This window comes from Streptomyces sp. NPDC006384 (genome assembly GCF_042870695.1).
Taxonomy (GTDB): domain Bacteria; phylum Actinomycetota; class Actinomycetes; order Streptomycetales; family Streptomycetaceae; genus Streptomyces.
The window spans coordinates 202,379-219,498 of the sequence record NZ_JBIAHR010000007.1 but is presented as its reverse complement, the minus strand read 5'-3'; the positions used below and the strand labels follow the sequence as shown (position 1 = coordinate 219,498).

Below are 17,120 nucleotides of genomic sequence, written 5' to 3'. Positions count from 1 at the left end.
GCCTCACCTCCGCGTCCTCCCGCCCGGCGTGCCCCGGTCCAGGGCGGCGTCGAAGGCCGCGCAGATCATGTGGACGGCGACCAGGTGGATCTCCTGGACGGTGGCCGTCGAGGGGGCGTCCACGCACAGGGACTCGTCGCTGCCCGCCATCAGCGGGTTGGGTTCGCAGCCGGTGAGGGCCCACACCCGCATGCCGATCGCGCGGGCGGCGTCGGCGGCGGACAGCAGGTTGGCGCTGGCGCCGGAGGTGGACAGCAGCATCAGCACGTCGCCCGCGCGGCCGTGGGCGCGCACCTGGCGGGCGAAGACCTCGTCGACGCCGTAGTCGTTGGCGATCGCGGTGGTGGAGGAGGTGTCGGCGTGCAGGGCGATCGCGGAGAACGGCGGCCGGTCGTCGCGGTAGCGGCCGACGAGTTCGGCGGTCAGGTGCTGGGCCTGGGCGGCGCTGCCGCCGTTGCCGGCGGCCAGCAGCCGGCCGCCGCCGGACAGGACGCCGGCGAGACGTTCGCCCCAGCGTTCGGTGATGTGCGCGGAGGCGCGGAACGCCCGCAGCGCGACCTGGAGTTCGTCACAGTGCCCGACGACGGGCGGATGCACGGTCATCACGCCACCTCCTTCGCCGGCGCGTGGTCGGCGAGCGTCAGGCGGTACACCTGTTCCGCGCCGTCGGCGACGCGCCGCCACGTGTAATGCTTGAGGACGCGGTCGCGGCCGGCCGCGCCGTACCGGCGGCGCAGGGCGTCGTCCGCGAGGAGTTCACAGGCGGCCTCGGCGATCGCGTCCGGGTCCTGCGGGGCGACGAGCCGGCCGGTGATGCCGTCGGCGACGGAGTCGCGGTGGCCGCCGACGTCGGTGGCGAGGACGGGCACGCCGCACGCCATGGCCTCCAGCGGGACGATGCCGAAGGGCTCGTAGAGCGGGGTGCACAGCACCAGGTCGGCGCTGCCGAGCAGGGCGGGCATGTCGCCCGGGTCGACCGCGCCGAGCAGCCGGACCCGGTCGGCGACGCCGGCGCGGTGGGCGAGCTCGGTCAGGCGCCGCGCCTCGGGGTCGGCGTCGACGGCGCCGGACGGCGGTCCGCCCGCGATGAGCAGTTCGGTGTCGGGGATGACGGCGAGGGCCTGGATCGCCTGGTCGTAGCCCTTGCGGGGCACCAGCCGGCCGCAGGCCAGCAGACGGTGCCGCTGCCGCCGGGCGGGGGTGCGGCCGGAGGCGGCACCGGGGCGGAAGTGCCCGGCGTCCACGCCGCAGGGCACGACGGACACCTGGCGGGGCGGTACGCCCATGTCACCGAGTTCGACGACCTCGTCGGTGCAGGTGGCCAGCACCCGCGCGCAGCTGAGGCCGAGCTGCCGCTCGATGCCGATGCGCTCGTACGGGCTGGTGTCCCGCAGGCCCTGGTGGCGCCGCTTGACGGTGCCCAGGGCGTGGAAGGTCTGCACGAGGGGGATGCCGTAGGGCGCGGCGCCGATCTGGGAGGCCATGCCGGACATCCAGAAGTGGGCGTGGACCACGTCGGGCCGCTCGCGGCTCCAGGCGCGCGCCAGGTACGCGCCGAAGGCCGGCATGTGGGGGAACAGGCCGTCCTTGGGCACGGTCTCGGCCGGTCCGGCGGGCACGTGCTCGACGATGCCGCCGCCGGGCAACGGCACCCGGTCGGGCAGGTCCAGCGAGTCACGGCGGGTGTAGACCGTGACGGCGTGGCCGCGCCGGGCCAACTCCTCGGTGAGACGGGCCACGTAGACGTTCTGTCCACCGGCGTCGACGCCGCCGAGCGCGGCGAGCGGACTCGCGTGCTCGGACACCATGGCGATCCTCATCGGGTCACCTCCTTCAGCAGCCGCTCCCAGTCGTCCAGGAAGCGGGACAGCCCGTAGCGGGACAGGGCCGCCGCGCGGGCCGCCTCGCCGACGGCCCGCGCGTACGGCGGGTCGGCGAGGAAGTCGCGCACGGCGTCGGTCAGTACGTCGATGCGGTTGGAGACCACGCCGGCGCCCGGGGGGACGGCCTCGGTCACCTCGGTGGTGGCGAGCGCGACCACGGGCATGCCCAGGTGCATGGCCTCCAGCAGGGACAGACCCAGCGAGGTCCAGCGCACGGGGTGGACGTAGACGCGGCGGCGGGCCAGTTCGGTGTGCAGGTCGCTCTGGGGGACGTCCCGGGTGCGGCAGCGCTCGGGGGCGACGCCGATGTGTGCGGCGAGTCCCTCGGTGCGCATGCCGAACACGTCGAGCGGGGCGGCGCGGGCGAACTCGGGCAGCAGGTCGGTGCCGGTCGTACGGCCGCGCCGGACGGGTTCGTTGACGACGACGGCGGCCCGTTCGAGTTCGCCGGTCCAGCGGTGGCCGGGGTCGACGATGCCGTGCTCGACGACGGTGGCGGGCGTCGTGCCGGAGTCCCACATCAGCCGGTTGAAGTGGGTGACGTGGACGAGGGTGACGCCCGGGATGTCCGCGGCCGGGTGGCGGGTGTCGGGCACGTCGCCGTCGGGGGCGTTGTGCTCCAGGTAGACCAGGGGCGGGCGGCGGCCCAGCCACCGGTCGACCAGGGCGAGTTCGTGCGGACGCTGGAGGATGACGAGGTCGACGTCCTCGTCCCGCAGCCGCTCCGGCGGGACCTCGATCACCGACTCGGGCCAGTCCCAGGTGCGGGCGCGGCCGAGGCCGTCGGGTCCGCGGTCCGGGGTGACGGGGACGAGGTAGGTGTGGGGGCCCTGCACGAAGGCCGTGGTCCACGACCCGTGCACGTGCCAGATGAGGATCCTCATGCCTCCCCCAGGAGTTTCTCGACGGCGGCCGCCACGTCGGTGCCGGTGACGGTGTTCAGGCAGGGGTGGCCGGGGACGGGACAGTCCCGGGCCCTGCTGTCGGCGCAGGGCGCGTCCTGGTCGCCGAGCAGGACGTAGGGAACGCCGTAGGGCCGCCAGCGTCCGGCCGGTACGACCGGGGCGAACAGGGACACCACGGGGGTGCCGACGGCGGCGGCGAGGTGGGCGGGCGCGGTGTTGCCGGTGACGACGACGGACGCGCCCGCGAGGACGCCGGCCAGTTCGGGGGCCTCGGTGCGGCCGCCGAGGTCGGTGCCGTGCCCGCCGGCGACGTAGGCGGTGAGGTCGCGTTCGCCGGGGCCGCCGGTGACCAGCACGCGGTGTCCGGCGGCGGCCAGTTCGCGCACCGCCTCGGCGCTGCGCTCGGGGCTCCAGGCGCGGGCGGGGACGCTGGCGCCGGGGTGCAGGACGACGTACGGGCCGGGGCCGGTGAGCGCGTCGACGGAGGGCGGCGGGTGGACGCGCAGCCGTCCGTCGTCGGGCCGGGGGAAGCCGGCCGCCTCGGCGAGGTCGAGGGCGGCCTCCGCCTCGTGGGCGTGCGGGGCGCGCCGGTGGCGCAGGTCGAGGAGGGAGCCGGGGTAGTCCACGCTGTCCGCGGCGATGTACCGGACGCCGGCCAGGCGCAGCACCAGGGCGGTGGGCAGCGGGGACTGGTGGAAGGAGGTGAGGACCAGCGCCGTGTCGGCGTCGATCCGCTCCACCAGGGCGTCGATGTCCTCCCGGCTGACGTCGGGCGGCTCGAACCCGCCCCACGGCGCGTCCCACACCAGGATCTCGTCGACGCCGGGCAGCAGCCGGGCGGCGGGCGCGCCGCGCGGCCCGCACAGCAGGGTGACGTGGTCGGCGCGGGCGGCGACGGCACGCACGGCGGGTCCGGCGAGCAGGACGTCGCCGAAGCTGTCGAGCCGGGTGACCAGGGCTCTCATCGCGGCCTCCCTCGGGTGCCGACGGCGTCGCCCGTGCCGTACGCCCCCTTGTACGCCTCCCTGAGGGGCCGTTCGTCCGCCAGGATCCGGCCCTTGGGCGGCCCGTCGAGGACGGCGCGCACGGCGGTCGGCAGGTCGGGGGCGACGTGGGGGGCGGCGGCGATCTCCTCGGGGCGGGTCCGCTCGTTGGGGACGAGGATGCCGTGGGCGCCGGCCCGCTGCGCGGCCTCGACGTCGGCGCCGATGTCGCCGACGACGACGCAGTCGGCGGGCGCGGCGCAGACGCGTCCGGCCGCCCACAGCACCAGTCCGGGCCGCGGCTTGCGGCAGTGGCAGCCGTCGTCGGGGCCGTGCGGGCAGACCGCCCAGACGTCGAAGGGGCCGATCAGCTCGTCGACGCGCCGGTTGACACGGCGGACGTCGGTGTCGCTGACGAGGCCGCGGGCGACGCCGGACTGGTTGGTGACGACGCCGACGCGGATGCCGTGGCCGCGCAGCAGCGCGACCGCCTCGCGGGCGCCGTCGACGGGCCGGACCCGTGCGGGGTCGCCGTTGTAGGGGACGTCGTGGACGAGGGTGCCGTCGCGGTCGAAGAACACCGCCTCGACGGGGCTCATACGGCCACCTCCCGCCACGGGCGGGCGGCGCGGTGCCGCCACAGTCCGTTCAGCCGGTGCCAGGTCGCGGCGGGCGGGATGAGCACGCTGGTGACCAGCATGGTCGTCACCTCGTCGCGGGTGCGCGGTCCGGGCGCGATGCGCGCCCACGCGAACTCGGCGGTGCCGGCGGCCCAGCCGAGCCCGGCGAGGGCGGCGGCCCGGGGCCGGCGGGCGACCGCGAGGACGAGGGCGGCGGCACCGGCGGCGGTGACCGCGGCGTGCCGGCGGATACGCCCCCGGGGTGCCATCGCCCTGGACCACCAGTCGGGGCCGTGCAGGCGCCGCATCAGGGCGTCGTCGGCGTTGCCGCGCTGCTGTGCGAGCGACACCCAGCGGGAGGCGGGGCGCACGGGGTGGCGGGTGGTGCGGCGGCCCCGCTGGATGCGCCAGCCGGCGTCGAGGACGCGCAGCGCGAGGTCGGCGTCCTCGCGGAAGGCGCGCGGGAAGCGTTCGTCGAAGCCGTGGACCTGCTTGAGCACGTCGGTGCGGTAGGCCATGTCGGCGGTGATCCACCGGGCCTGCGCGAGACCCGCGGTGCCGCGTTCCCAGTCGGTGGGGCGGCGTTCGCCGGGCAGGGGGACGGCGATGACGCCCTGGACGGCGCCGGTGTCGGGGGCGGCCTCGGCGAGGTCCTGGACGAGCTGGTCGCACCAGTGCGGGCCGACCTGGACGTCGTCGTCGAGGAAGGCGGTCCACGGCGAGGTGACGGCGCGCAGGCCGGTGTTGCGGGCGGCGGCGGGTCCCCGGCCGCCGCTGCGCAGCACGACGGTGCGCTCGCGCAGGTCGCCGAGGACGCTCAGCGCGTGCTCCAGCGCCGCCGGGTCGGCGTCGGGGCCGGGCCGGTCGTCGACGAGGACGATCTCGTCGGGACCGGGGCCGGTCGCGGCGGCCAGCGCGGCCAGGCAGTCGGCCAGCGTGCCGCGGGCGAGGGTGGGGACGACGACGGCGTAGCCGGTCATGGTGGCGCCGGTCATGCGAACGCCTTCCCCCGGCGCACCGCGAACGGGCCGATGGCCAGCAGGTCCACGGGCGCGGAGCCGAAGCACTCCAGCGCGTCGCGCGGGTCGTCGACCATGGGCCGTCCGGCGGTGTTGAGGCTGGTGTTGACGACGACGGGCAGCCCGGTGCGCCGCTCGAAGGCGGCCAGCATCCGCGCGACGAGCGGTTCGCGGCGCTCCTCGACGGTCTGGATGCGGGCGGTGCCGTCGACGTGGACGACGGCCGGGACGCGGTCGCGCCAGGCGGGGGCGACGTCGTGCACGAAGAGCATGTACGGGCTGGGGATCGGCCCGTCGAAGATCTCGGCGGCGCGGTCGGCCAGCACCATCGGCGCGACGGGGCGGAACTCCTCGCGGCCCTTGACGTGGTTGAGGCGTTCCAGGTTCTCCGCGCGGCCCGGGTGGGCCATCAGGGAGCGGTGTCCGAGGGCGCGCGGCCCGAACTCGCTGCGGCCCTGGAACCAGGCGACGATGCCGTCCCGGGCGAGTTCCTCGGCGACCGTCTCGGCGATGTCGTCCGGCTCCTCGTAGGGGATCGCGGCCGTCTCCAGCCAGGCGCGGATCTCCTCGTCGCTCCAGCCGCGGCCGAGGTCGGCGCCGGGCATCGGCTCGGGGGCGGTGCCCTCCTGGGCGGCGGCCACGTGCAGCGCGCCGCCGAGGGCGGTGCCCGCGTCACCGGCGGCGGGCTGCACCCACACGTGCCGGTACGGGCCGCGCGCGGCGATCTTCGAGTTGGCGACGCAGTTCAGCGCGACGCCGCCCGCCATGGTGAGGGCCTCGCCGCCGGCCTCGCGGTGCAGCCAGTGGACGAGGTCGAGGAGGAGTTCCTCCAGCGCCGCCTGGGTACTGGCGGCCAGGTCGGCGTGGTCCTTCGTCCAGTCCTCGCCCTTGGCGCGGGCCGGGGCGAGGGCCGCCCAGTCGACGCCGTGGGCGCGGAAGCCGCCGTCGCCGGTGGCGTGGATGTGCTCGCGCAGCCGGTCCAGGTGGCGGGGGGTGCCGTAGGAGGCGAGGGCCATCACCTTGTACTCGTCGCTGCTGCGCAGGAAGCCGAGGTGCTCGGTCAGCTCCTCGTAGACCAGGCCCAGCGAGTGCGGCAGCGCCTGGGTGGCGAGGGTGTCGAGCTTGCCGTCGCGGTAGCGGCCGGCCAGGTGGGAGGCGCACTCGCCACGCCCGTCGAGGACGAGGACGTCGTTGTCGGGGTGCGGCGAGGCCGGTCCGGCGGAGGCGGCGTGCGCCACGTGGTGCGGGACGAAGACGACCTGGTCGGGGTCGAGGCCGGGCAGCGCCTCGGCGAGGAACTCCGGTGCGCGGCGGGCGTATTCGAGGCGCAGCGGGTCCCACGGGTCGTTCAGGCCCATGTCACGGGCGGGCCGGGCGAGCTTGGGGTCGAAGGAGTACGCGACGGCGTCCAGCTCCTCCGGCCGCACCCCGGCGTGTTCCAGGCACCACCGCGCCGACAGCTCCGGCACCTCCCACGCGGAGAAGGGCACCGGGCGCTTGCCGTGCTTGCGGCGGCTGAAGCGCTCCTCCTCGGCGGCCGCGACGGTCCGGCCGTCGACGACGAGGGCGGCGGCCGGATCGTGGAACAGGGCGTTGATACCGAGGATGCGCATGGGGTGTGCTCCGTCCCGGGCGACTGCTGGGGTCCTGCTGGCGTGGCGGGTGCCGCGAGGCGGCTGCCTCAAACACTTGAAGACAACTCAATTCCAGAAATGAGCGGATCTGTTACGGAGTGCGACTCCCACGGGCGTGACGACACGCGACCCGCCCCCCGCCGGAGACCTACGCGCACCGTCCCGCCGGGGGCCTGCACGTACCGTCCCGCCGGGAGTCTGCACGCGTCCTCCGCCGGAGGCCTACGCGGCGACCGCCGGAGGCCTACGCGGCGACCGCGTGGGCGAACCAGCCGATGGTCCGTTCCAGCCCCTCGCTCCAGCCGACGCGCGGCTGCCAGCCGAGCCGTTCCCGGGCCAGGGTGGTGTCGGGCCTGCGCCGGCCGGGGTCGTCCACGGGACGTTCGACGAAGCGGATGCGGGAGCCGGAACCGGTGAGCTCGACGATGCGCCGGGCCAGTTCCAGCATGGTGATCTCGTCGGTGCCGCCGATGTTGACCGGGCCGCTCTCGTCGGAGGCGGCGAGCGCGAGGACGCCGTCGACGGTGTCGTCGACGTAGCACAGGGAGCGGGTCTGTCCGCCGTCGCCGGCGACGGTGAGGGGCATGCCGTCCAGGGCCTGCGCGATGAAGGTCGGCACGGCGCGGCCGTCGCCGGTGCGCATGCGGGGGCCGTAGGTGTTGAAGATGCGGACGATGGCGGTGTCGGTGCCGTGCACCTGACGGTGGGCGGTGACCAGGGCCTCGGCGAAGCGCTTGGACTCGTCGTAGACGCTGCGCGGGCCGATCGGGTTGACGTTGCCCCAGTAGCTCTCGCGCTGCGGGTGCTCGAGCGGGTCGCCGTAGACCTCGGAGGTGGAAGCGAGCAGGAAGCGGGCGCCGTCGGCACGGGCCCGCTCGAGGGCGTTGCGGGTGCCGGTGGAGCCGACGTCGAGGGTCTCCAGGGGCAGCCGGAGGTAGTCGGCGGGCGAGGCCGGGCAGGCGAAGTGCAGGACGAGGTCGAAGCTGCCGGGCAGTGCGCGCAGGGCCCTCGGGTCGGTCGCGTCGGCCCGGACGAAGCGGAAGCCGCGGTGGCGTTCCAGCTCGGCCACGTTGCTCCGGGAGCCGGTGGCCAGATTGTCGAGGCAGACGACGTCGGTGCCGGCCTCCAGCAGCCGGCCGCACAGGTGGGATCCCACGAACCCGGCGCCGCCGGTCACCAGGGCCCGTCGCCAGACGCGTCCGCTCAGAGGGCTCTCGCTCACGGGGTGCTCCTCACTCTCGCCTACACGTGCGTGCCGGCTGAGTAACCCGGACGGAGCCCCTCCTACCTCGAACGGCGATTCGAGAAGCCCGCCCGGAAGGAGGTGAGGGGGCAGTATGAACGGCGTTTATACACTCTGTGTATAGTCCCCGTATGCCTTCGCTGACCAGCAAGATGACAAAAACGGGGACCAGGTTGCGCGGAGCCGCGATTCTCGCGGCGGCCGCCTCGCTGACACTGGCACTGAGCGGCTGTACCAAGCTCGAGACGACCTCGCCCGCCTCCGTCCGCGAGGCGGCGGAAGCGAAGGGCGGGGACGCGAAGGGCGGGGACGCGAAGGGCGCGGCCGGCGCCCGGGCACGGGCCGGTTCCGGCACGGTCGACTGCCGCGACGCCAAGTGCATCGCGCTGACCTTCGACGCCGGCCCGAGCGAGCACTCCGCCCGGCTGCTCGACATCCTGAAGGAGGAGCAGGTCCCGGCGACCTTCTTCCTGCTGGGCAGGCGGCACATCGACACCTACCCCGAGCTGGTCAGGCGCATGGCCGACGAGGGGCACGAACTCGCCAACCACACCTGGACGCACAAGATCCTCACGGACGCCGAGCCGGACGAGATACGCGAGGAACTGGAGCGCCCCAACAAGGAGATAGAGCGTCTGACCGGGCGGCGCCCCACCCTGATGCGCCCGCCGCAGGGCCGCACCGACGACACGGTGCACGACATCTGCCGCGAACTGGGCCTGGCGGAGGTGCTGTGGACCGTGACCGCCAAGGACTACAAGACGAACGACTCCGCCCTGATCACGAAGCGCGTCCTGGAGCAGTCCTCCCGGGACGGCATCATCCTGCTGCACGACCTCTACGACGGCACCGTCCCCGCCGTCCCCGGCATCATCGACGCGCTCAAGAAGCGGGGCTACGTCTTCGTCACGGTGTCCCAGCTCCTCGCCCCCGGGAAGGCGGAACCGGGCAAGGTGTACCGCTAGGGCCTGCCGTTCGGAAGAGGCCGCAGGACGGCGACGGAGCCTGTCAGCCGGCGGGCTCCGCCGGCGTCCGGGTGCCGAGCACGGTCGGCAGGGCGAGGCGTTCGGCGTCCTCGGTGCCGGGCTCGGCCGTGTAGACCATGATCCGGAGGTCGCTGCCCGCCACGGCGAGTACGTCGCAGTCCAGTGTCAGAGCTCCTGCGTGCGGGTGGTCGATGGTCTTGCGTGCGGCCTCATGGCGGCCGACGGTGCCGCCGAAGCTGTACAGCGGCGTCTCACGCCGTCTCCGGCGTCCGGGTCCACCGCCCCGGACGCCGGACGCCGGTCACGTACGTACGGAAAGGTCATCGTGTGCACTACGAAACGCTTGCCGCCCTGCATGGCGTACTCGACCGGTACCCGTGGGCGTCGCACGTCACATGCGACGCCCACGGCAGCGAGCTGTACGACCTCGCCATGCGCAGGGCGGAAGCCTACGGCTGGTACTCCACCGGCGGCTGGACCTACGAGTACCGGGGATGGGGCGAGGCCCGGATCGTCCAGGACCCGGGGCGCTGGGCCGACGCCCTGGCCGGCGGGGACTGGACGCAGGACGGGAAGGTCCGGGAGCTGGCGTGGATGTCGGCGGAGATCCCGGACGACGTCCGTGAGCCGCGCCTCCCCCTCCTCCACCTGGCGCGCATCCTGTCGGACGCGGTGAACCGGATCGGGCACGTCCGCTTCACCGGGCTGCATGCCGTCCTCCCGCTGCAGGAGCTCGTCGGAGACGCTTCCGACGACTTCCGGGCGATGCGGAGATGGTTCGCCCTCGCCGACCCGGCCGCCTCCGTCCCCGTGAGCGTCACCGTCGCCGCCGGACCGGCGCTGCGGGGAAGGGAGGCGGCGGTGCCCGGCGCCGTCTCGGAGCGGCTCGGCGACATCGCCGCCGCCGAGATCGCCACCGGGCACCTCGACGTGTCCGGCTTGGCGGACGTGGACGGTGAACACGGCTACGACAAGGCCCGTGAACGCGGCGTGCTGCGGCTCGCGTGCCGTGTGCCGGAGTGGTCGGTGGACGCCGCGGTGTGGCTGACCGAGGCCGTGGGTGACGGGCTGCGCGCGGCCGGTTGCGCGGAGCGGGCGGTGGTGACCGCCTCGCTGGCGTCCTCATGACACCGTCGGTCTCACGGGTGCCGGCCGCCCGCGTCCCCGCCCGCCCCCGCCGGAGCCCCGGGCCGCCGCCTCGCACCGCACCGCCTCGCACCGCCTCGCCCGCATACGATCGTGACGTGGTCACCTTCTCGCTCGAACGCACCGCCCCGCTCCCTCCGGACGAGGCATGGCGACGGCTCACCACGTGGCACCGCCACGGCGACGCGGTGCCGCTGACCCGGGTCACCGTCTCCCCTCCCCCGCCCACGGCCGTGGGCACCCTGGTCGTCGCCCGCACGGGGGTCGGCCCCCTCGCCTTCGACGACACCATGGAGGTGACCGTCTGGCAGCCACCGGAGGAGGACGCACCCGGCCGGTGCCGGCTGGTCAAACGGGGGCGGGTGATCAGGGGTTGGGCCGAGATCGAGGTCGGTCCGGGACCCGGCGGCCGTGCACGTGTCCGCTGGCGCGAGGAGCTGCGCGTCCGCCCGCTGCCGTCCCTCTTCGACGGCGTACTGGAGCGGTCGGGCCGGTACGTGTTCGGACGAGCGGTGAACCGACTCCTGCGACACCCCTGACCTTCACGGGGCGTCAGGTCCTCTTCGGAGCGCCGCCGTGCCGACCCGGCCCGGCCTCGTGGCCGTCGCCTTCGAGACCGGCGAGCGGCCGGACGTCGCGCCCGGAACCACCTGGCTCCACCGCAACCGAGGCGGGGACGAGAGCCTGGTCGTCGACGCTCCCGCGCTGCTCACGGGCCACCGTCCGGACATGCTCGCGGGCAACCGCCCGGGCGACGCGCGTACCCCGCGGAACTCCCGGGCCGGCCGTCGGCGACTCGACGGCACCGAACCGCCGTCGGAGACACCTCACCGCTGACGCCCCGGCCCGGCCGTCCGCCGGGAGGCCGACGCGACGGCAGGTTTCCCGTCGGGCCACGCCCGAACGTCCGTAACAGATCTTCGAAACTGTCGGAAGCCGGTACGCCGCCCCCTCCGCCCACGGTCGCGACAGTGCCCATGCCTCCCAACTCGCCCTGCCTCCCTACAGCCACGCCCATGAGCCAGGTAACCGCCGTAACGGTTTGGACGCTTGCCCGCACGACCGTTGACCGACTCTTCACTTTGCGCCTACTGTCCAGCCGCAGGACTTTCGGTCAGTGCATCGAAACTTTCGGAAGGCTGGATGAGCATGCGTACACGGTTGGCCCGGGCGATCGCCTGCGGTACGGCGCTCGCCCTGGCGGCGACTCTCGCTGCCTGCGGAGACGGCAGCGGCGGGGGCTCCTCGGACGACGGGAAGATCCGCGTCCTGGTCTACGGCGACGCCAGCAACAAGGTCGAGCAGCAGATCGTCGACACCTTCAACAAGACGTCCGACGTCAAGGTGGTCCTCGACACCATCCCCGGTGCCGACTACCAGAAGAAGCTCCAGACGATCATCAACACCCCCCAGGCGCCGGACGTCTTCTTCCACTGGGGCGGCGGCAGCATCAAGCCGTTCGTCAAGGCGGACCTGCTGCTGCCGCTCGACGACTTCATCAAGAAGAACCCGGACCTGGAGAAGAAGTTCCTGCCGTCCGTCTTCCAGAACTCCGTCGTCGACGGCAAGCCGTACGGCATCCCGATGCGCGGCACCCAGCCGGTCCTGCTCTTCCACAACAAGAAGGTCCTCCAGGAGGCGGGCGTCCAGCCGCCGAAGACGTGGGACGAGCTGCTCGCCGCGGTGAAGAAGCTCAAGGACGAGGGCGTCACGCCGATCGCGCTCGGCGGCGGCGACATCTGGCCCACCCAGATGTGGTTCCAGTACCTCCTCGACCGCATTGCCGGACCGGAGCTGTTCGCGAAGGCCGTCAAGGGCGACAAGAGCGCCTGGGACAGCCCGGACAGCAGGAAGGCCCTGGACATGGTCAAGGAACTCGTCGACGCCGGCGCCTTCGGCAAGAACTACGACTCCGTCAAGTACACCAACGGCGGCTCGGTCCAGCTGCTGGCCTCCGGCAAGGCCGGCTTCGAGCTGATGGGCTCCTGGTACTACTCCCAGCAGCTGACGGACCACCCGGACTTCGCCGAGAAGGACCTCGGCTACTCCGCCTTCCCGACCGTCACGGGCGGCAAGGGCGATCCGGCCAACGTCGCCGGCAACCCCAACAACTACTTCTCGGTGATGAAGAAGACCAAGCACCCCGAGGCGGTCGCCGAGTTCCTGAAGCTCATGTACTCCGACGAGTTCGTCAAGGCGCACCTGGAAATCGGCAACCTGCCGACCACGACCGACACCGGCAGGTTCATCGACGGTTCGGGCACTCCCGAGTACTCGCGCTTCCAGTACGACCTCGTCGCCGACGCCCCGTCGTTCCAGCTCTCCTGGGACCAGGCGTACCCGCAGAAGGCGAGCTCGGACATGCACAAGGCCGTCCAGCAGTTCTTCAACGGACAGCTCGACGCGGACGGCTTCATCAAGGCCATGCAGGCCCTCCCGACCGAGTGACGAACGGCTCATGACGACACAGATCACGAGCGCCCGGCCCGCCGCCGGACCCCGCAAGGAGTCCCGGCGGCGGCCGCCCGCCTCGTCCGCGACGCAGGTGGGCCGCCCCGGCTTCGTCTGGGCGCTGCCCGCCGCAGTGTTCTTCACCCTCTTCGCGATCGTGCCGCTGATCATGGTGGCGGTGCTGTCCTTCATGAGCTGGGACGGGATCAGCTCGCCCGAGTTCGTCGGCACGGACAACTGGTCGCGCCTCATCGACGACCCGGTCATGCTCAAGAGCATCTGGCTGACCCTGCTGCTGACCGCGCTCGGCGTGGTCCTGCAGACCCCGCTGAGCATCCTGCTCGGCGTCTGGGCCGCCGGTCACCAGCGCAACCGCGCCGTCCTGTCGGTCATCTACTTCATTCCGCTGCTGCTGTCCGCGACGGCCGTGTCCGTGCTGTGGCGGGCGCTGCTCGACCCGAACTTCGGCATTCCCGCCGACGCCGCCTGGCTGTTCGGCGACGGCAACCTGTTCGGTGAACAGGCCACCGCCATCGGGGTGCTGGCGTTCGTCAGCACCTGGCAGTTCACCCCGTTCCACACCCTGATCTACCAGGGCGCGGCCCGCGCGATCCCGCCGGTGCTGTACCAGGCCGCGGAGATCGACGGGGCGGGGCGCTACCGGCAGTTCTTCCACATCACCCTGCCGCAGCTGCGCACCTCCATGATCACCTCGATGATCCTGATGATCGTCGGTGGTCTGACCACGTTCGAGACGGTCCTCATCCTGACCCAGGGCGGTCCCGGCACCGACACCACCATCAGCGCCTACTACATGTACGACAAGGCGTTCAAGAGCTTCGACTACGGCACCGGTTCCGCGATCGCCCTGGCCCTGGTCGTCGCGGCCACGATCATCTCGCTGGTCGTCGTCCGGGTCTCCGGCTACGACAAGATGCGCGGCTCCATGGAGGGTGTGTCATGAGGCGCCGACCCAACTACGTGGCCGGCGTCGGCTCGCTCGTCTGGCTCGTCCTGGTGGGCCTGCCGCTGTACGTGATGCTCGCCGCGACCCTGCGCACCCGTCAGGACTACGCCGACAACGGCCCGGTCTCGTTCCCGGACGACTTCACGCTGGACAACTACACCGGTGCCTTCGACTCCGGCTTCGGCCGGTACTTCTTCAACACGCTGGTCGTCACCGCCTGTGTGATCGGCATCGTCCTGCTGCTGGTCCCGCCGCTCGCCTACGCGATCGTCCGCAGCCGCGGCCGGGCCACGTCGGCGGTCTTCCGGCTGTTCCTGCTCGGCCTCGCCATCCCGGCCCAGGCCGTGATCGTGCCGATGTTCTACCTGATCAGCGAAGCCGGGCTGTACGACAACCTGCTCGGCGTCATCCTGCCCACGGCCGCGTTCTGCCTGCCGATGTCCGCCCTGATCCTCAGCGGCGCGATGCGCGACATCTCCCCGGAGCTGTACGAGGCCATGGCGATGGACGGCGCGAGCCCGCGGCGCGTGTTCTTCCAGCTCGTCGTGCCGCTGTCCCGCGGCGGACTCTCCACCATCGTGGTGTTCTCCGCGCTCCAGGCCTGGAACGGCTTCCTGTTCCCGCTCGTGCTGACCCAGTCCGAGTCCACCAAGGTGGTCACCCTGGGTCTGTACAACTTCCAGACCGCGCACGGCATCGACATCCCCGGTCTGCTGGGAGCCGTGGTGCTGTCCATGGTGCCCATCCTGCTCGTCTACCTGTTCGCCCGTCGTGCCCTGGTCCAGGGTCTGATGGGCGTCGGAGGAAAGTGATCGCCGACGTGGCCGTTGAGACCACCCCCGAAGTCCCCCTCTGGAACGACCCCGCCCGCCCCGTCCCCGCCAGGGTGTCCGCGCTGATCGAGGCGATGACCCTGGAGGAGAAGATCGCCCAGCTGTACGGCGTGTGGGTCGGCGCGTCCGACGAGGGCGGCGACGTGGCCCCCCATCAGCACGACATGGAGGAGGCCGTCGACCTCGACGCCCTCCTTCCCGCCGGACTGGGCCAGCTGACCCGCCCCTTCGGCACCGCCCCCGTCGACCCGGCGCTCGGCGCGCTGTCCCTGCTGCGCACCCAGAAGCGGATCACCGCGGCGAACCGCTTCGGCATCCCCGCCCTCGCGCACGAGGAGTGCCTGGCCGGCTTCGCCACCTGGGGCGCCACCGCCTACCCCGTGCCCCTGTCCTGGGGCGCCACCTTCGACCCGGACCTGGTCCGCCGGATGGCCGCCGCCATCGGCCGCGACATGCGTTCCGTCGGCGTCCACCAGGGTCTCGCGCCCGTCCTGGACGTGGTGCGCGACGCCCGCTGGGGCCGCGTCGAGGAGACCATCGGCGAGGACCCCTACCTCGTCGGCAGCATCGGCACCGCCTATGTGCAGGGCCTGCAGTCCGCGGGCGTCGTCGCCACCCTCAAGCACTTCGCCGGCTACTCAGCCTCCCGCGCCGGCCGCAATCTCGCCCCCGTCGGCATGGGCCCGCGCGAGCGGGCGGACGTCCTCCTGCCGCCCTTCGAGATGGCGCTGCGCGAGGGCGGGGCGGGCTCCGTCATGCACGCCTACACCGACACCGACGGCATCCCCTCGGCCGCCGACGAGGAACTCCTCACCGGACTGCTGCGCGACACCTGGGGTTTCGACGGCACGGTCGTCGCCGACTACTTCGGCATCGCCTTCCTCAAGATCCTGCACGGGATCGCCGGGGACTGGGCCGAGGCGGCGGGCGCGGCGCTGCGCGCGGGGGTCGACGTGGAGCTGCCCACCGTCAAGACGTTCGGCGCGCCCCTCGCCGAGGCCGTCGCCGCGGGCCGCGTGCCGGAGGCGCTGGTCGACCGCGCCCTGCGCCGCGTCCTCGCCCAGAAGATCCGCCTCGGTCTGCTCGACCCCGGCTGGGACCCGGTCCCGGACGCCCTGCGGGGGGCCGCGGTGGACGACCCGGACGCGCTGCGCGGCACCGTGGACCTGGACTCCCCCGCCAACCGGGAGCTGGCCCGGGCCGTCGCCGACGAGGCGGTCGTCCTGCTCGCCAACGACGGCACCCTCCCCCTGGACCGGCCGCTGGAGGGGTCCTCGGACCGGCCGTACCGCATCGCGCTGATCGGCCCGAACGCCGCCGAGCCGACGGCCGTGCTGGGCTGCTACTCCTTCCCCCAGCACGTCGGCGTGCACCACCCGCGGACCCCGCCGGGCATCGACCTGCCCACGCTGCACGACGCGCTGCGCGCCGAGTTCCCCGGCGCGGAGCTGACCGCGGCACGCGGCACCGGCGTCGACGACGGTGACGTGAGCGGCCTGCCGGAGGCGGTCTCCGTCGCGCGGGAGGCCGACGTCGTCGTCGTGGCCCTCGGCGACCGGGCGGGCCTGTTCGGGCGCGGGACCAGCGGGGAGGGCTGCGACACCGAGTCGCTGGCCCTGCCGGGGGCCCAGCAGGAGCTGCTGGACGCGCTGCTCGACACGGGCAGGCCGGTGGTGGTGGTCATGCTCGCCGGCCGGCCCTACGCGCTCGGCCGGGCCGTGGAGGAGGCCGCCGCGATCGTGCAGTGCTTCTTCCCCGGTGTGGAGGGGACGCGCGCGGTCGCGGGGGTGCTCAGCGGCCGGACCAACCCGTCCGGGCGGCTGCCCGTCAGCGTGCCGCGCGGGCCGGGCGCCCAGCCCGCCGGCTACCTGGCCGCCCGGCTGGCGCAGTCCAGCGACGTCTCCAGCATCGACCCCACCCCGGCGTTCGCGTTCGGGCACGGACTGTCCTACACGTCCTTCGAGTGGAGCGACCTGACGCTCGACAGGACGGATGCGGACACCGCGGGCGAGTTCTCCCTCGCCTTCACCGTGACCAACACCGGGCGGCGGCACGGCACCGAGGTCGTCCAGCTCTATCTGCACGACCCCGTCGCCTCCGTCGTCCAGCCGGTGCAGCGCCTCGTCGGCTACACCAGGGTGACGCTGGAGCCGGGCGAGTCCCGCCGCCTGCGCGTGACCGTCCCGGCCGACGTCGCCTCGTTCACCGGCCGCGACGGGCACCGGGTGGTCGAACCAGGCGAGCTGCACCTGCGGCTGGCGGCCTCCAGCACCGACGTCCGCCTGACGGCGACGGTCACCCTCACCGGCCCGGAACACCGGCTGGACCACACCCGCCGCTTCCACGCCGCCTTCACCGAGGAGCCGGGCGGGAGCGCGGAGACGGGGGCACGGACGGCCGCCTGACCCGCGTACGACGCCGTGGCCCGCTTCCTCCTGCCCAGCAGGGGA

Annotated in this window: 16 protein-coding genes and 1 pseudogene; 8 read left to right on the top strand and 9 right to left on the bottom strand. The window is 73.4% G+C overall.

All coding sequences use genetic code 11. The annotated features are described in order from the left end of the window. Positions 1 to 3: 3 nt before the first annotated feature. From ACFYOJ_RS11840 to ACFYOJ_RS11805, 8 genes are all read right to left on the bottom strand, one after another. A complete protein-coding gene (locus ACFYOJ_RS11840) occupies positions 4 to 603 on the bottom strand; it encodes an SIS domain-containing protein (RefSeq protein ID WP_356551855.1) in 600 nt (199 codons plus the stop codon). Beyond that, positions 603 to 1,820 (bottom strand): glycosyltransferase, encoded by a 1,218-nt coding sequence (locus tag ACFYOJ_RS11835; RefSeq protein ID WP_356551853.1) that lies wholly within the window; start codon positions 1,818 to 1,820, stop codon positions 603 to 605. Before ACFYOJ_RS11835 ends, ACFYOJ_RS11840 begins: the two co-directional genes overlap by 1 nt. Continuing rightward, positions 1,817 to 2,767, bottom strand: coding sequence for a glycosyltransferase (locus ACFYOJ_RS11830; protein WP_356551851.1), 951 nt, complete (start codon positions 2,765 to 2,767; stop codon positions 1,817 to 1,819). Before ACFYOJ_RS11830 ends, ACFYOJ_RS11835 begins: the two co-directional genes overlap by 4 nt. Beyond that, positions 2,764 to 3,753 (bottom strand): glycosyltransferase family 9 protein, encoded by a 990-nt coding sequence (locus ACFYOJ_RS11825; RefSeq protein ID WP_356551849.1) that lies wholly within the window; start codon positions 3,751 to 3,753, stop codon positions 2,764 to 2,766. The genes ACFYOJ_RS11830 and ACFYOJ_RS11825 overlap by 4 nt, the downstream gene beginning before the upstream one ends. Beyond that, complete coding sequence (locus tag ACFYOJ_RS11820) at positions 3,750 to 4,370, bottom strand: HAD family hydrolase (RefSeq protein WP_356551847.1); 621 nt, start codon at positions 4,368 to 4,370, stop codon at positions 3,750 to 3,752. Before ACFYOJ_RS11820 ends, ACFYOJ_RS11825 begins: the two co-directional genes overlap by 4 nt. Beyond that, the gene (locus tag ACFYOJ_RS11815; protein ID WP_356551845.1) at positions 4,367 to 5,386 is read right to left on the bottom strand and encodes a glycosyltransferase; all 1,020 of its coding nucleotides are present in this window, start codon (positions 5,384 to 5,386) and stop codon (positions 4,367 to 4,369) included. Before ACFYOJ_RS11815 ends, ACFYOJ_RS11820 begins: the two co-directional genes overlap by 4 nt. Further along, positions 5,383 to 7,023, bottom strand: coding sequence for a carbamoyltransferase C-terminal domain-containing protein (locus ACFYOJ_RS11810; RefSeq protein WP_356551843.1), 1,641 nt, complete (start codon positions 7,021 to 7,023; stop codon positions 5,383 to 5,385). The genes ACFYOJ_RS11815 and ACFYOJ_RS11810 overlap by 4 nt, the downstream gene beginning before the upstream one ends. Before the next feature lie 265 nt (positions 7,024 to 7,288). Further along, positions 7,289 to 8,266, bottom strand: a complete 978-nt coding sequence (locus tag ACFYOJ_RS11805) for a UDP-glucuronic acid decarboxylase family protein (protein ID WP_388596672.1) — start codon at positions 8,264 to 8,266, stop codon at positions 7,289 to 7,291. A 152-nt stretch (positions 8,267 to 8,418) separates the two neighbouring features. Between ACFYOJ_RS11805 and ACFYOJ_RS11800 the strand changes: the two genes are divergently transcribed. Beyond that, positions 8,419 to 9,252: a polysaccharide deacetylase family protein gene (locus ACFYOJ_RS11800; RefSeq protein ID WP_356551841.1), complete on the top strand. Its 834-nt coding sequence runs from the start codon at positions 8,419 to 8,421 to the stop codon at positions 9,250 to 9,252. Positions 9,253 to 9,295: 43 nt separating this feature from the next. Here the strand turns inward: ACFYOJ_RS11800 and ACFYOJ_RS11795 are convergent. Further along, a pseudogene (locus ACFYOJ_RS11795) lies at positions 9,296 to 9,502 on the bottom strand (transcriptional regulator); the annotation flags it as partial. A gap of 98 nt (positions 9,503 to 9,600) precedes the next feature. On the opposite strand from ACFYOJ_RS11795, the gene ACFYOJ_RS11790 reads away from it, so the two are divergent. From ACFYOJ_RS11790 to ACFYOJ_RS11760, 7 genes are all read left to right on the top strand, one after another. Beyond that, entirely contained in the window at positions 9,601 to 10,401 is an 801-nt protein-coding gene (locus tag ACFYOJ_RS11790) for a hypothetical protein (RefSeq protein ID WP_356551839.1), read from the top strand. A gap of 116 nt (positions 10,402 to 10,517) precedes the next feature. Beyond that, positions 10,518 to 10,958, top strand: coding sequence for an SRPBCC family protein (locus ACFYOJ_RS11785; RefSeq protein WP_356551837.1), 441 nt, complete (start codon positions 10,518 to 10,520; stop codon positions 10,956 to 10,958). 37 nt (positions 10,959 to 10,995) lie between these two features. Beyond that, on the top strand, positions 10,996 to 11,256 hold the full coding sequence (locus ACFYOJ_RS11780) for a hypothetical protein (protein WP_356551835.1): 261 nt from the start codon (positions 10,996 to 10,998) through the stop codon (positions 11,254 to 11,256). 306 nt (positions 11,257 to 11,562) lie between these two features. After that, positions 11,563 to 12,867: an extracellular solute-binding protein gene (locus ACFYOJ_RS11775; RefSeq protein ID WP_356551833.1), complete on the top strand. Its 1,305-nt coding sequence runs from the start codon at positions 11,563 to 11,565 to the stop codon at positions 12,865 to 12,867. A gap of 10 nt (positions 12,868 to 12,877) precedes the next feature. After that, positions 12,878 to 13,834, top strand: coding sequence for a sugar ABC transporter permease (locus tag ACFYOJ_RS11770; RefSeq protein WP_356551831.1), 957 nt, complete (start codon positions 12,878 to 12,880; stop codon positions 13,832 to 13,834). After that, entirely contained in the window at positions 13,831 to 14,649 is an 819-nt protein-coding gene (locus ACFYOJ_RS11765) for a carbohydrate ABC transporter permease (protein WP_356551829.1), read from the top strand. Before ACFYOJ_RS11770 ends, ACFYOJ_RS11765 begins: the two co-directional genes overlap by 4 nt. After that, positions 14,646 to 17,075: a glycoside hydrolase family 3 N-terminal domain-containing protein gene (locus ACFYOJ_RS11760; RefSeq protein WP_356551827.1), complete on the top strand. Its 2,430-nt coding sequence runs from the start codon at positions 14,646 to 14,648 to the stop codon at positions 17,073 to 17,075. The genes ACFYOJ_RS11765 and ACFYOJ_RS11760 overlap by 4 nt, the downstream gene beginning before the upstream one ends. Positions 17,076 to 17,120 lie beyond the last annotated feature (45 nt).